15 protein-coding genes are annotated in these 14393 nt (G+C 58.6%); 13 read left to right on the top strand and 2 right to left on the bottom strand.

Going from position 1 to position 14393, the window contains the following annotated elements:
• Positions 1-166: 166 nt before the first annotated feature.
• The 5 genes from HNQ83_RS11165 (at position 167) to ispD (ending at position 5249) form a co-directional block, all read left to right on the top strand.
• On the top strand, positions 167-1798 hold the full coding sequence (locus HNQ83_RS11165) for a CTP synthase (protein WP_175388999.1): 1632 nt from the start codon (positions 167-169) through the stop codon (positions 1796-1798).
• A gap of 5 nt (positions 1799-1803) precedes the next feature.
• Positions 1804-2649 (top strand): 3-deoxy-8-phosphooctulonate synthase, encoded by an 846-nt coding sequence (kdsA, locus tag HNQ83_RS11170; RefSeq protein ID WP_008057333.1) that lies wholly within the window; start codon positions 1804-1806, stop codon positions 2647-2649.
• Between the two features lie 156 nt (positions 2650-2805).
• Positions 2806-4095: a phosphopyruvate hydratase gene (eno, locus tag HNQ83_RS11175; protein ID WP_095197077.1), complete on the top strand. Its 1290-nt coding sequence runs from the start codon at positions 2806-2808 to the stop codon at positions 4093-4095.
• 171 nt (positions 4096-4266) lie between these two features.
• Positions 4267-4545, top strand: a complete 279-nt coding sequence (gene ftsB / locus HNQ83_RS11180) for a cell division protein FtsB (protein ID WP_175389000.1) — start codon at positions 4267-4269, stop codon at positions 4543-4545.
• A complete protein-coding gene (ispD, locus tag HNQ83_RS11185) occupies positions 4542-5249 on the top strand; it encodes a 2-C-methyl-D-erythritol 4-phosphate cytidylyltransferase (RefSeq protein ID WP_175389001.1) in 708 nt (235 codons plus the stop codon). The genes ftsB and ispD overlap by 4 nt, the downstream gene beginning before the upstream one ends.
• A 147-nt stretch (positions 5250-5396) precedes the next feature.
• On the opposite strand, the gene HNQ83_RS11190 is transcribed toward ispD, so the two are convergent.
• Positions 5397-6293 (bottom strand): LysR substrate-binding domain-containing protein, encoded by an 897-nt coding sequence (locus tag HNQ83_RS11190; RefSeq protein ID WP_175389002.1) that lies wholly within the window; start codon positions 6291-6293, stop codon positions 5397-5399.
• Positions 6294-6400: 107 nt separating this feature from the next.
• On the opposite strand from HNQ83_RS11190, the gene HNQ83_RS11195 reads away from it, so the two are divergent.
• From HNQ83_RS11195 to rpoS, 8 genes are all read left to right on the top strand, one after another.
• Positions 6401-7513: an S-(hydroxymethyl)glutathione dehydrogenase/class III alcohol dehydrogenase gene (locus tag HNQ83_RS11195; protein WP_175389003.1), complete on the top strand. Its 1113-nt coding sequence runs from the start codon at positions 6401-6403 to the stop codon at positions 7511-7513.
• Between the two features lie 8 nt (positions 7514-7521).
• Positions 7522-8364 carry an S-formylglutathione hydrolase gene (fghA, locus tag HNQ83_RS11200; RefSeq protein ID WP_175389004.1) on the top strand — a complete coding sequence of 281 codons (843 nt, stop codon included), beginning with the start codon at positions 7522-7524 and terminating at the stop codon, positions 8362-8364.
• Positions 8365-8429: 65 nt separating this feature from the next.
• Positions 8430-8903 (top strand): 2-C-methyl-D-erythritol 2,4-cyclodiphosphate synthase, encoded by a 474-nt coding sequence (gene ispF / locus HNQ83_RS11205; protein ID WP_038979164.1) that lies wholly within the window; start codon positions 8430-8432, stop codon positions 8901-8903.
• Positions 8900-9958 carry a tRNA pseudouridine(13) synthase TruD gene (truD, locus tag HNQ83_RS11210; RefSeq protein ID WP_175389005.1) on the top strand — a complete coding sequence of 353 codons (1059 nt, stop codon included), beginning with the start codon at positions 8900-8902 and terminating at the stop codon, positions 9956-9958. The genes ispF and truD overlap by 4 nt, the downstream gene beginning before the upstream one ends.
• Positions 9946-10695 carry a 5'/3'-nucleotidase SurE gene (surE, locus tag HNQ83_RS11215; RefSeq protein ID WP_175389006.1) on the top strand — a complete coding sequence of 250 codons (750 nt, stop codon included), beginning with the start codon at positions 9946-9948 and terminating at the stop codon, positions 10693-10695. The genes truD and surE overlap by 13 nt, the downstream gene beginning before the upstream one ends.
• A 41-nt stretch (positions 10696-10736) precedes the next feature.
• Positions 10737-11372 (top strand): protein-L-isoaspartate(D-aspartate) O-methyltransferase, encoded by a 636-nt coding sequence (locus tag HNQ83_RS11220; protein WP_175389049.1) that lies wholly within the window; start codon positions 10737-10739, stop codon positions 11370-11372.
• Between the two features lie 211 nt (positions 11373-11583).
• Positions 11584-12441, top strand: a complete 858-nt coding sequence (locus tag HNQ83_RS11225; RefSeq protein WP_175389007.1) for a peptidoglycan DD-metalloendopeptidase family protein — start codon at positions 11584-11586, stop codon at positions 12439-12441.
• 104 nt (positions 12442-12545) lie between these two features.
• Positions 12546-13553 (top strand): RNA polymerase sigma factor RpoS, encoded by a 1008-nt coding sequence (rpoS, locus tag HNQ83_RS11230; RefSeq protein ID WP_175389008.1) that lies wholly within the window; start codon positions 12546-12548, stop codon positions 13551-13553.
• A gap of 485 nt (positions 13554-14038) precedes the next feature.
• Here rpoS and fdxA read toward each other — a convergent pair whose 3' ends face one another.
• Entirely contained in the window at positions 14039-14380 is a 342-nt protein-coding gene (fdxA, locus tag HNQ83_RS11235; RefSeq protein ID WP_175389009.1) for a ferredoxin FdxA, read from the bottom strand.
• Positions 14381-14393: the final 13 nt, after the last annotated feature.

The following is a 14393-nucleotide window of genomic DNA, read 5'->3' on the forward strand; positions in this document are numbered from 1 at the left end:
AAATGTGTAGCGAGCAACGTACCGGTGTTTCATCTCCCGGTCTGTCCCAACGCGGCGGTTTTTTTGAAAGGTGCACTGTGATTAATGCAGGTGATCGGGGGCTTCGGCCTTCCTTCGCTTTCCCCGGCGGCTCGGACCGCTTTAACGCAGACTTCTAGGGTTTTTCATGACGCGCTACATATTCGTCACGGGCGGTGTTGTTTCTTCATTGGGGAAAGGCATTGCATCGGCATCATTGGCGGCCATCCTGGAGGCGCGGGGACTTAAGGTCACCATGCTGAAGCTGGACCCGTACATCAACGTCGACCCGGGCACCATGAGCCCGTTCCAGCACGGTGAAGTGTTCGTCACCCACGACGGCGCCGAGACCGACCTGGACCTGGGCCATTACGAGCGGTTCATCCGCACGACCATGACCCAGAACAACAACTTCACCACCGGCCGTGTCTATGAACACGTGCTGCGCAAAGAGCGCCGTGGTGATTACCTGGGCGCCACCATTCAGGTGATCCCGCACATCACCGACGAAATCAAGCGCCGCATCATCAAGGGCGCCGGCGATGCCGACGTGGCGATGGTCGAGATCGGTGGCACCGTGGGTGACATCGAATCCCAACCGTTCCTCGAAGCCATCCGCCAGCTGCGTTTCGAAGTCGGCGCCAAGCGCGCGATGCTGATGCACCTGACGCTGGTGCCGTACATCGCCACTGCCGGCGAAACCAAAACCAAGCCAACCCAGCACTCGGTCAAGGAGCTGCGCTCCATCGGCCTGCAACCAGACGTGCTGGTCTGCCGCTCCGATCACCCGATCGATGTCTCTTCCCGTCGCAAGATCGCGCAATTCACCAACGTTGAAGAGCGTGCGGTCATCGGCCTGGAAGACGCCGACACCATCTACAAGATCCCGGGCATCCTGCACGCCCAGGGTCTCGACGATTTCGTCGTCGAGCGTTTCGGCCTGCAATGTGGCGGCGCCGATCTGTCCGAGTGGGACAAGGTCGTCGATGCCAAGCTCAACCCTGAGCACGAAGTCACCATCGCCATGGTCGGCAAGTACATGGAATTGCTGGACGCCTACAAGTCGCTGATCGAAGCGATGAGTCACGCCGGCATTAGTAACCGTACCAAGGTCAACCTGCGCTACATCGATTCCGAAGACATCGAAAACCAGGGCACCGCGCTGCTGGAAGGCGTCGACGCGATCCTGGTCCCTGGCGGCTTCGGTCTGCGTGGCGTGGAAGGCAAGATCACTGCCGTTCAATACGCTCGCGAAAACAAGGTTCCATACCTGGGCATCTGCCTGGGCATGCAAGTGGCGGTGATCGAGTTCGCTCGTAACGTCATGGGCTGGAAAGATGCCAACTCCACCGAGTTCGATCGTGCAAGCGGTCACCCGGTCGTGGGTCTGATCACCGAGTGGGAAGATGCCACCGGCGCCGTCGAAATCCGTACCGAAGCATCGGACCTGGGCGGCACCATGCGTCTCGGCGCTCAGGAATGCCTGCTTGAAGCCGGCTCCAAGGTGCACGATTGCTACGGCAAGGACGTAATCGTCGAGCGTCACCGTCATCGCTACGAAGTGAACAACAACCTGCTGCCGCAAATCATGGAAGCCGGCCTGAAAATTTCCGGTCGCTCCGGTGATGGCGCGCTGGTCGAAGTGGTAGAAGCGCCGGATCACCCATGGTTCGTGGCTTGCCAGTTCCACCCGGAGTTCACCTCGACACCACGCGACGGCCACCCGTTGTTCAGCGGTTTCGTTAAAGCAGCTTTGGCTCAACACCAGAAGAAGGCTTGAACCTTATGGCGCAGAAGATCATCCGCGTAGGCGATATCGAGATTGCCAACGACAAGCCAATGGTGCTGTTCGGTGGCATGAACGTGCTGGAAAGCCGCGACATGGCGATGCAGGTCTGCGAAGAGTACGTGAAGGTTACCCAGAAACTGGGTATCCCTTACGTGTTCAAGGCCAGCTTCGACAAGGCCAACCGTTCCTCCGTGACCTCCTACCGTGGCCCAGGCCTGGAAGAGGGCATGCGGATTTTCCAGGACATCAAGCAAGCCTTCGGCGTGCCGATCATCACCGACGTCCACGAGCCTGAACAGGCAGCGGTCGTCGCTGAAGTCTGCGACATCATCCAGTTGCCGGCCTTCCTGTCGCGCCAGACCGACCTGGTGGTCGCGATGGCCAAGACCGGCGCGGTGATCAACATCAAGAAAGCCCAGTTCCTCGCACCTCAGGAAATGAAACACATCCTGAACAAGTGCGTGGAGGCGGGTAACGATCAGTTGATCCTCTGCGAACGTGGTTCGAGCTTCGGCTACAACAACCTGGTCGTCGACATGCTCGGCTTCGGCATCATGAAGCAGTTCGAATACCCGGTGTTCTTCGACGTGACCCACGCCCTGCAAATGCCGGGCGGTCGCGCTGATTCCGCCGGCGGTCGTCGCGCCCAGGTCCTCGATCTGGCGAAAGCCGGCATGAGCCAGTCCCTGGCCGGCCTGTTCCTCGAAGCCCACCCGGACCCGGACAACGCCAAATGCGACGGCCCTTGCGCCCTGCGTCTGGACAAACTGGAGCCATTCCTGGCCCAGCTCAAAGCGCTGGACGAACTGGTTAAGAGTTTTCCGACGGTAGAAACCGCGTAATCCTCATTTCTCCGGTAAAGTACCGCACGATTAAACGCTCAGGCCCTCGGGCTTGAGCCTTATCGCCCGCAAGTCTGCCCGCTGCAATCCACTTGCCGGCGATACAAGATTTCCTCTAGCTGCGTCGTTTTCGTCAACTTTGGAGTGTTTACAACAATGGCTAAAATCGTCGACATCAAAGGTCGTGAAGTTCTCGACTCCCGTGGCAATCCCACCGTGGAAGCGGATGTGCTTCTCGATAACGGCATCATCGGCAGCGCCTGCGCGCCGTCCGGTGCTTCCACTGGCTCGCGTGAAGCGCTCGAGCTGCGTGATGGCGACAAGAGCCGTTACCTGGGCAAGGGCGTGCTCAAAGCCGTTGCCAACATCAACGGTCCGATCCGCGACCTGTTGAAAGGTACAGATCCAAGCGACCAGAAAGCGCTGGATCTGGCGATGATCAAGCTGGACGGTACTGAAAACAAAGGTTCCCTGGGTGCCAACGCCATCCTCGCCGTGTCCCTGGCTGCGGCCAAGGCTGCAGCACAGGACCAGGACCTGCCGTTGTACGCTCACATCGCCAACCTGAACGGTACCCCGGGTGTTTACTCGATGCCGGTTCCGATGATGAACATCATCAACGGTGGCGAGCACGCTGACAACAACGTCGACATCCAGGAATTCATGGTTCAGCCGGTTGGCGCCAAGTCTTTCTCGGAAGGCCTGCGCATGGGCACCGAAATTTTCCATCACCTCAAAGCCGTACTGAAGGCCCGTGGCCTGAGCACTGCTGTTGGTGACGAAGGTGGTTTCGCACCTAACCTGGCGTCCAACGAAGATGCACTGAAAGTGATCTCCGAAGCGGTGGCCAACGCTGGTTACAAGCTGGGCACCGACGTGACCCTGGCACTGGACTGCGCGGCGAGCGAGTTCTACGAAGACGGCAAGTACAACCTGTCCGGCGAAGGCCAGGTGTTCACTGCTGAAGGTTTCGCCGATTACCTGAAAGGTCTGACCGAGCGTTACCCGATCATCTCCATCGAAGACGGCCTGGACGAGTCCGACTGGGCTGGCTGGAAAATCCTCACCGACAAGATCGGCGAGAAAACCCAGCTGGTGGGCGACGACCTGTTCGTGACCAACACCAAGATCCTGAAAGAAGGCATCGACAAAAAGATCGCCAACTCGATCCTGATCAAGTTCAACCAGATCGGCACCCTGACCGAAACCCTGGAAGCCATCCAGATGGCCAAGGCCGCTGGTTACACCGCCGTGATCTCGCACCGCTCCGGCGAAACCGAAGATTCGACCATTGCCGACCTGGCCGTGGGCACCTCGGCTGGCCAGATCAAGACCGGTTCCCTGTGCCGTTCCGATCGCGTTTCCAAGTACAACCAACTGCTGCGTATCGAAGAGCAGTTGAACGGCAAAGCCAAGTACAACGGTCGCGGCGAATTCCGCGGTTGATCGTTAGCTGATAAAAAAGACACCGGATTGTGTCGAAAAAATCGCTGAAGCGACGCTTTTGCCACTAATCTGATGCCTTATAAGCACAAGCCTGGTTCTTCCAGGCTTCGTGCTATCAGTAGCTTCATGTTTTGGTATGGCTGTCTTTTTTCACTGGATACCTGATATTCGATGCGCAGTCCCAATTGGTTGTTCCTCGTCTTGCTCCTGCTGCTGGCTGGCCTGCAGTACCGCCTGTGGGTGGGTAATGGCAGTCTGGCGCAAGTGGCCGAGCTGACTCAGCAGATTGCGGATCAGCAAGCTGAGAACGAGGCGTTGCTGGAGCGCAATCGGGTGATGGACGCTGAAGTCAGTGAGTTGAAAAAGGGCATGGAGACCGTTGAAGAGCGGGCTCGCCATGAGTTGGGCATGGTCAAGGACGGTGAAACCCTTTACCAGTTGGCGCAATGAACCTCTCGCTACCGGCCTTCTGGGCCGTGATTCCTGCCGCGGGCGTCGGAGCCCGTATGGCCGCGGACCGTCCCAAGCAGTACCTGCAACTGGGCGGGCGCACAATTCTCGAACACAGCCTCGGCTGTTTCCTTGATCACCCTTGCCTCAAAGGCGTGGTGGTCAGTCTTGCTGTTGATGATCCTTACTGGCCGAACCTGGCCTGTGCCAGCGATCCGCGCATTGCCCGGGTCGAAGGTGGTGCCGAGCGTTCCGGGTCGGTGCTGAACGCGCTGTTGCATTTGCACGCGCAAGGCGCTGGCGATGAAGACTGGGTGCTGGTTCACGATGCCGCGCGACCGAATCTGGGTCGTGACGATCTGGATAACCTGCTGGCTGAGCTGGCGGATGATCCGGTGGGTGGGCTGCTCGCGGTGCCCGCACGGGATACGCTCAAGCGCGTCGACAAACACGGTCGTGTCGTCGAAACCGTGGACCGCAGCGTAATCTGGCAGGCCTACACGCCGCAGATGTTTCGCCTGGGTGCGTTACATCGGGCGTTGGCGGACAGCCTGGTGGCTGACGTCGTCATCACTGATGAAGCGTCGGCCATGGAGTGGGCGGGTCAAGCGCCGCGCCTGATCGAGGGGCGATCGGACAATCTCAAGGTCACTCGCCCTGAGGATCTTGAATGGCTAAGACAGCGCTGGGCTCACCGCCGCTGATGGCTGTGCTGTCTATCAGATGGCTTTCGCGAGCAGGCTCGCTCCCACAGTTGTTTTGCGCTGCCAAATGTCCCCTGTGGGAGCGAGCCTGCTCGCGAAAGCGCCAGCCCAGTCAGCCAACATCTCACTGACAACACCGGCAAACCACTAGCACTGATACTCCGGCTGCTCGGCCAACCCTTCCTTCAGATAATCCACCAGTTTGCGCACCTTCGGCGATAGATGCCGCTGCTGTGGATACAACGCCCAAACGGCCGTGTTCGGCGGTTGATGTGCCTCCAGCAGTGAAATCAATGCACCGCTTTTCAGGTGCTCAAGCACGTAGTAATCCGGCAACTGGCACAATCCGACGCCTTGCAGCGCCGCGTCCAATACGGCCTGCCCACTGTTGCAACGCCAGTTTCCCTGGACGCGTTGCGAAAATTCCCGCCCGTTCTGTTCCAGTTGCCAGAGATCAGAGCTGCCGATGAGGCAGTTATGACGGCTCAATTCCGACAAGCTGTGAGGGCGCCCATAACGTTCCAGGTAAGACGGTGATGCGCATAGAAACATGCGGCGGGGTGCCAGGCGGGTAGCGACCAGTCGCGAATCCTGCAGGCGCCCCAGGCGGATCGCCAGATCCAGGCCTTCATGCACCAGATCGAGTTGGCGATTGCTCAATTCAATGTCGATCCGCAGCTGTGGATACAGCCCCATGAAGCGCGTCACCAAAGGCACGATGAAGCGTTCGCCGTAAGCAACGGCGCAGGTCATACGCAGCATGCCTTTGGGTTCGCTGGTCAGGTCGCCCACCGCCCGCAGCGCTTCTTCGCGGCCATCCTGCAAGCGTTGGCAATGTTGCAGGAAAGTGTGTCCAGCCTCGGTCAGCGTGACCCGGCGGGTACTGCGATAGAGCAGGCGGGTTTGCAGGCGTTCTTCCAGGCGTACGATTTGTCGACTGATGTGGGAGGAAGAAACCCCCAGGCGCTCGGCGGCAGCGGTGAATTGGCTGCATTCGGCGACGGCCACGAACTCGTCGATACCTTCCCAGCGATTATCGGACATGGATGATTATCCCTGTATGGCAATAATGTTTTGCTTTTGTCTGGATTATTCACCGATATGGGCTGTATTACACTTCCTGTCTCGTTTTCATTCACTGGAGAATCACCATGATCAAGTCACGCGCCGCCGTTGCCTTCGAGGCCAAGAAACCTCTGGAGATCGTTGAAGTGGATGTCGCCATGCCCAAGGCGGGTGAAGTGTTGCTGCGTGTGGTGGCTTCCGGTGTCTGCCACACCGACGCCTACACCCTGTCCGGCGCTGATCCGGAAGGCATCTTCCCGTCTATCCTCGGTCACGAGGGCGGGGCGATTGTCGAGGCAATCGGCGATGGCGTGACCTCTGTCGCGGTGGGCGATCATGTCATTCCGCTGTACACCCCGGAATGCCGCCAGTGCAAATTCTGCCTGTCGGGCAAGACCAACCTCTGCCAGGCCATTCGTGCGACCCAGGGCAAAGGCTTGATGCCGGACGGCACGACGCGTTTTGCCTACAAGGGCCAGCCGATTTTCCACTACATGGGCACTTCGACGTTCTCCGAGTACACCGTGCTGCCGGAAATCTCCGTCGCCAAAATCGCCAAGGAAGCGCCTCTGGAAAAAGTCTGCCTGCTGGGCTGCGGTGTCACCACTGGCATCGGCGCCGTGCTCAATACCGCCAAGGTGAAACCGGGTGACACCGTGGCCATTTTCGGTCTCGGCGGTATCGGTCTGTCGGCTGTCATCGGCGCGGTGAAAGCCAAGGCTGCCCGAATCATTGCCATCGATATCAACCCGGCAAAATTCGAAATCGCCAAGCAACTGGGTGCAACCGATTGCGTGAACCCGAAAGACTTCGATCGTCCGATCCAGGAAGTCATCGTCGACATGACCGATGGCGGCGTCGACTTTTCCTTCGAGTGCATTGGTAATGTGCAATTGATGCGTGCCGCACTGGAGTGCTGCCATAAGGGTTGGGGTGAGTCGGTGATCATCGGCGTTGCCGGTGCGGGCCAGGAAATTTCCACCCGTCCGTTCCAGTTGGTCACCGGTCGCGTCTGGCGCGGTTCAGCGTTCGGTGGTGTGCGTGGTCGTACCGAATTGCCAAGCTACGTGGAAATGGCCGAAACCGGTGAAATCCCGCTGGATACGTTCATTACCCACACCATGGGCCTGGAAGATATCAACAAGGCGTTCGACCTGATGCATGAAGGAAAAAGCATTCGCTCCGTCATCCATTTCTGAGGTCTGCCATGAGCCTTGAAAATATTTCCTGCCAGAAAAGCTTCGGCGGCTGGCACAAGCGCTATCGACACCGCTCCGACGTGCTCGGTTGCGACATGGTGTTCGCCGTCTACCTGCCGCCGCAAGCGGAGCAGGGCGGCAAGTTGCCGGTGTTGTACTGGTTGTCCGGCCTGACCTGCACGGATGAGAACTTCATGCAGAAGGCCGGCGCCATGCGCGTGGCCGCCGAGCTTGGGCTGATTATCGTCGCGCCGGACACCAGCCCTCGCGGTGCCGATGTGCCGGGTGATCCGGAGGGAGCATGGGATTTCGGCCTGGGGGCCGGGTTCTATCTGAATGCCACCCAGGAACCCTGGTCGCGCCACTATCGGATGCATGACTATGTCGTGCAGGAATTGCCGGCATTGGTCGAAGCCCATTTCCCGGCGTCGGACAAGCGCGGCATTAGTGGTCACTCGATGGGGGGGCACGGTGCGCTGGTCTGTGCCCTGCGCAATCCGGGACGCTATCTGTCGGTGTCGGCGTTTTCGCCGATCAACAATCCGATCGACTGCCCTTGGGGGCAGAAGGCCTTTTCCCGTTATCTGGGCGAGGACCGTTCGAAATGGCGCGAATGGGATGCCTGTGCGTTGATTGCCGAGGCCGATGAGAAGTTGCCGCTGCTGGTCGACCAGGGCGACCGCGACGATTTTCTCGCCACCCAGCTCAAGCCTGAAGCGCTGCAACAGGCGACCCGGCAGGCCGGTCATCCACTGACGCTGCGTCTGCAACCCGGCTACGACCACAGCTATTTCTTCATCGCCAGTTTCATCGAAGATCACTTGCGGCATCACGCGCATGCTTTGGTGTGAGACAGGACACTAGCTGAGCAATAGCAGGTAGAATCACGCCCTGACAAAAATCGGGGCGTTTTTTTATGCGTATTGGCCACGGCTATGATGTGCACCGTTTCGCTGAAGGCGATTTCATTACTCTGGGTGGTGTGCGCATTGCACACAGCTTCGGACTGCTCGCTCACTCCGACGGTGACGTCCTGCTGCACGCCTTGAGCGATGCCTTGCTCGGCGCTGCCGCGCTGGGTGATATCGGCAAGCATTTCCCGGATACCGACCCGCAATTCAAAGGCGCCGACAGCCGTGTGCTGTTGCGTCATGTCGTCGCACTGATCCACGCCAAAGGCTGGAAGGTCGGCAACGTCGATAACACCATCGTCGCCCAGGCGCCGAAAATGGCCCCGCATATCGAATCGATGCGTGCGCTGATTGCCGCGGATCTTCAAGTTGAGTTGGATCAAGTGAACGTAAAAGCTACCACCACCGAAAAGCTTGGCTTTGTCGGTCGCGAAGAAGGCATTGCCGTGCACTCCGTTGCCTTGTTGTTGCGCGCATGAACGAACTGCAATTGCTCGGCCCGCGGGCCTATGGTGATGCCCTCGGTACCGCGGTATTGAAAGCCATCGCGGAAGATTTTCAGGTCGATGAAGTCCTGGATATTCCCCTGACCGGCGACGGCGAACACCTGTGGATCTGGGTGGAAAAGCGCGGACTGAATACCGAGGAAGCAGCGCGACGCATTGCCAAGGCAGCGGGTGTGCCCTTGCGCACCGTCAGTTACGCCGGGCTCAAGGATCGCCAGGCGCTGACCCGCCAATGGTTCAGCGTGCAACTGCCGGGCAAGGCCGATCCCGATCTGTCGGCGGCAGAAAACGACACGCTGAAGATCCTCAAGACCAGCCGGCATAAACGCAAGCTGCAGCGCGGTGCCCATTCGGCCAACGGCTTCACCTTGCGCCTGACGCAGTTCGCCGGTGACAAGGCGGCCATCGACGCGCGCCTGCAACTGATTGCCAAGCAAGGCATCCCCAACTATTTCGGCGCCCAGCGCTTCGGGCATGACGGCGGCAACGTGGTCGACGCCCGTGCCTGGGCTGCTCGCAAGGCGTTGCCGGAGCAGCGCAACGTTCGTTCGCGCCTGCTCTCGACCGCCCGCAGTTTTCTGTTCAACCAGGTGTTGGCCGCGCGTGTCGCCGATGGGACCTGGCAGCGTGCCCAGGTCGGTGATCTGCTGGCATTCACCGACAGCCGCAGCTTCTTTCCGGCTGGTGAGGCCGAGTGCAGTGACCCGCGCCTGGCGATTCTGGATCTGCACCCGACGGGGCCGCAGTGGGGCGAAGGTGACTCGCCGGCCACGGGCGCTGTCCATGAACTGGAGCAGGCAATCGCTGCGCGCGAAGCGGACCTTCGCGATTGGTTGATTAACGCCGGAATGAGCCACGAACGTCGCATCCTGCGGCTGCCCATTGCCGGGTTGACGTGGCATTATCCCGAGCCTGACATTCTGCAACTGGAATTCGTCCTGCCGGCCGGATGCTTCGCCACCGTATTGGTGCGCGAGCTTGTAGATCTGGTGCCGGTAGGGCAGACGGACAGCCCATGCGTATTCTGATTTCTAACGACGATGGGGTAACCGCACCCGGTCTCGCCGCGCTTTATGCTGCGCTGGCGGATTACACCGAATGCGTGGTTATCGCCCCGGACCAGGACAAAAGCGGCGCCAGCAGTTCGCTGACGCTCGACCGTCCCTTGCACCCGCAGACGCTGGCCAATGGCTTTATCAGTGTCAACGGCACGCCGACCGATTGCGTGCACCTGGGCCTCAATGGCTTGCTGGAGCGTGAGGCGGACATGGTGGTGTCCGGGATCAATTTGGGCGCCAACCTGGGGGACGATGTGCTGTATTCCGGAACCGTGGCGGCGGCGCTTGAAGGGCGTTTCCTGACCCGTCCTGCGTTTGCCTTTTCACTGGTCTCGCGGCAAGTCGATAACCTTCCCACGGCGGCTTACTTTGCGCGCAAACTGGTCGAGGCCCATGCGGATCTCGAGCTGCCACCGCGTACAGTACTGAACGTGAATATTCCCAATTTGCCACTCGAGCATATCCGCGGTGTCCAGTTGACACGCCTGGGGCATCGCGCCCGTGCAGCGGCCCCGGTGAAAGTGGTCGACCCGCGCGGCAAGTCCGGCTATTGGATTGCCGCCGCGGGGGACGCCGAGGACGGCGGCCCCGGCACTGATTTCCATGCAGTGATGCAGGGCTATGTCTCCATCACGCCATTGCAACTGGATCGGACCTTCAATGATGCCTTCAGAAGTCTTGATGGCTGGCTGGAGGGGCTGCGCTGATGTCTCGTGAGCAAGACGATATGCTGCGTCGCGGCATCGGCATGACCTCGCAACGGACCCGTGAACGCCTCATTCAGCGTTTGTACGAGGAAGGGGTGTCCAACGCAAGGGTGCTGGAAGTCATCCGCCGTACACCACGTCACCTGTTCGTCGATGAAGCGCTGGCGCACCGTGCTTATGAAGACACAGCGCTGCCGATCGGACATAACCAGACCATCTCCCAGCCTTATATGGTGGCTCGCATGAGCGAGCTGCTGCTGGAAGCAGGTCCACTGGACAAGGTGATGGAAATCGGTACCGGTTCGGGCTATCAGACGGCGGTGCTGTCCCAGTTGGTCGAGCGGGTGTTTTCCGTCGAACGCATCAAGGTGCTGCAGGACCGGGCCAAGGAGCGCCTGGTGGAGTTGAATCTGCGCAACGTGGTGTTTCGCTGGGGCGATGGCTGGGAGGGGTGGCCGGCGCTGGCGCCGTATAACGGCATTATCGTGACAGCAGTGGCGACCGACGTGCCTCAGGCATTGCTCGATCAATTGGCGCCCGGAGGGCGTCTGGTGATCCCGGTCGGGTCCGGTGAAGTGCAACAATTGATGTTGATCATTCGCGAGGAACAGGGTTTTTCCAGGCGTGTTCTCGGGGCGGTACGCTTCGTTCCGTTGCTCAATGGACCACTGGCCTGAGCATTTGTTTAAACGCGCTGAATTCTCTTCGACGGCCTTTGTCTTACAGCAGCGTCGATTGGATAAACGGGTTCATTTGCCATGCAGCAAACGTGTGCGCGGAGCCATTTCGCTTCATTACGGGTAAAGCCTGCACGGCCCGTTATACTGGCGACAATTCGTGCCGAAACACGGTAAATCACATTTTCAGCCACCACAAAGGGAGCGGCGGGTGAGTCTCACAGTCATTGCGCAGCGTATGGGTAAAACGAGCTTTCAGCGCCTGGTGACTGGCCTTGTCATGAGCACCTTGCTGGTCGGTTGTTCCAGCAACAAATCCAGCGACGTGCGCGTCGTTGACCGCAACAACGCCGTTGCCCAGCGCCCGGCTGTGACGACGGGACAATACGTCGTCAGACCGAAAGACACCTTGTTCTCGATCGCCTTCCGTTACGGTTGGGACTACAAGGCCCTCGCGGCACGCAACAACATTCCTGCGCCTTACACGATCCATCCGGGTCAGACGATTCGCTTCGATGGCCGCACCGGTTCAACACCGACAACGGTGGTCAGTTCGTCCAGTTCCAGCCCCTCGTCGTCGAGTAAAACCACGGTCATCCGTCGTCCCGTGGACGGTGCCACCACGACTGCACCGGTGGTTGTACCGTCCGTCGCCAACAAGCCAGCACCCGCTCCCTTGCCTCCTCCAGGCCCAGCCCCGACCGGCTGGGGATGGCCATCTAATGGCATTTTGATTGGCAAATTCTCTTCAAACGGTAGTTTGAATAAAGGAATTGATATCGCCGGAGATTTGGGACAGCCTGTTTTAGCTGCGTCTGATGGGACGGTGGTATACGCCGGGAGTGGCTTAAGGGGCTACGGCGAATTAGTCATCATCAAACACAGTGAAACCTACGTCAGTGCCTACGGACATAACCGCAGGCTGTTGGTTCGGGAGGGGCAGCAGGTCAAGGTCGGACAGACAATTGCCGAAATGGGGTCAACGGGTACAGACCGGGTGAAACTGCATTTTGAGATTCGCCGCCAAGGTAAACCTGTAGATCCGCTGCAATTCCTGCCACGTCGTTGATCGCTACCAGCCTGTTCCGTCACGTAGAGGGGACAGGCTCCAGCGTTGCCAAGGATAAAGGCGCCGCTTGAGCTTGAGGTCGAACTCACCAAAGGACTATAACAATGGCTCTCAGTAAAGAAGTGCCGGAGTTTGACATCGACGATGAGGTTCTCCTGATGGAGACCGGCATCGATACGGATTCGATGTCGAATGATGAAGGGGCGGCTCCACCTTCCGTTCGTGCCAAATCCAGACACTCCGCTTCGTTAAAGCAACACAAGTACATTGACTACACGCGGGCACTCGATGCCACGCAGCTGTACCTCAATGAAATCGGCTTTTCCCCGCTGTTATCCCCCGAAGAAGAAGTTCATTTTGCGCGCCTGTCGCAAAGTGGCGATCCGGCCGGGCGCAAACGCATGATTGAAAGTAACCTGCGGCTGGTGGTGAAAATCGCCCGGCGCTACGTCAATCGTGGCTTGTCGCTGCTCGATCTGATCGAAGAGGGCAACCTCGGCCTGATTCGGGCGGTGGAGAAGTTCGACCCTGAGCGCGGTTTCCGCTTTTCGACCTACGCTACCTGGTGGATTCGTCAAACCATCGAGCGCGCGATCATGAATCAGACCCGGACCATCCGGTTGCCGATCCATGTGGTCAAAGAGCTGAACGTGTACCTGCGAGCGGCTCGGGAGCTGACGCAAAAACTCGACCATGAACCCTCACCTGAAGAAATCGCCAATCTGCTGGAAAAGCCAGTGGGAGAGGTCAAGCGCATGCTCGGCTTGAACGAGCGGGTTTCTTCGGTCGACGTCTCGCTGGGTCCGGATTCGGATAAAACCCTGCTGGACACTCTCACTGACGATCGTCCAACCGATCCATGCGAACTGCTGCAGGATGACGACCTGTCCCAGAGCATCGATCAATGGCTCTCGGAGCTGACCGACAAGCAGCGCGAAGTGGTTGTACGCCGCTTCGGTCTGCGGGGTCACGAGAGCAGCACCCTTGAAGACGTAGGCCTGGAGATTGGCCTGACCCGGGAACGGGTCAGACAGATTCAGGTAGAAGGCCTGAAGCGTCTTCGGGAGATCCTGGAGAAAAACGGCCTGTCGAGCGAGTCGCTGTTTCAATGACAGACCAGTGAAGCAAGCAACAAAAGCCCCGACTGGTTCGGGGCTTTTTATTGCCTGTTAATCGACTCCCTCGGGGCTGCAAGACCTCCTCAGGTTTGTAGTCTTGATGTGTAAGTCTTGGCTTACTCTCTCGTAAGTGTTCGTTATTTTTACAGCGTGGCAGTCTGCGATGGGCTTTCGCGCAGATCGTTATCTAACTGAATACTAAGTAAAAATTTAAAGATTATAAGCATGTGACAGCCTGTTTTGGCTCGAAAGGGCAGTTGCTCTCACCGGGGATCGCATTAGTATCTGGGGCGTGTCGAAGGATGGACACACCCTTCAAGGACGAGGGGAAGGGACATCGCAGGAAGCGATTCATCAGGACGATGAAAAGGAACACAGGGAATAGGGAAAAAATGTGGGCGGGTCAAACCGCCCCTTTTTTTTGCCCGTAGAAAAGCAAAAAGGCCCTTGTGGGGCCTTTTTCGCGAACGCGTGGGTAATCAGCGTTCGAGGAGTTCCAGCTTGCTGCTGCCTACAGATTTGCTTATCTCGCGATCGAACTCTTTTGCATTGGGCAGCGCATCTTTCCTTTCGGTGATGTTCGGCCAGACCTCGGCCAACTCCAGGTTCAATGCGATGAAGTTCTCCATGCCGGTAGGGACTTCATCTTCGGAGAAGATGGCCACGGCAGGGCATTCAGGTTCGCACAGTGCGCAGTCGATGCACTCATCCGGGTGAATCACCAGGAAGTTCGGGCCTTCGTAAAAGCAGTCCACCGGACAGACTTCTACGCAGTCGGTGTACTTGCACTTGATGCAGTTGTCGGTGACGACGAAGGTCATTTCTAATTTTCTC

The sequence above is a fragment of the Pseudomonas sp. C2B4 genome (assembly GCF_013359695.1).
GTDB lineage: Bacteria > Pseudomonadota > Gammaproteobacteria > Pseudomonadales > Pseudomonadaceae > Aquipseudomonas.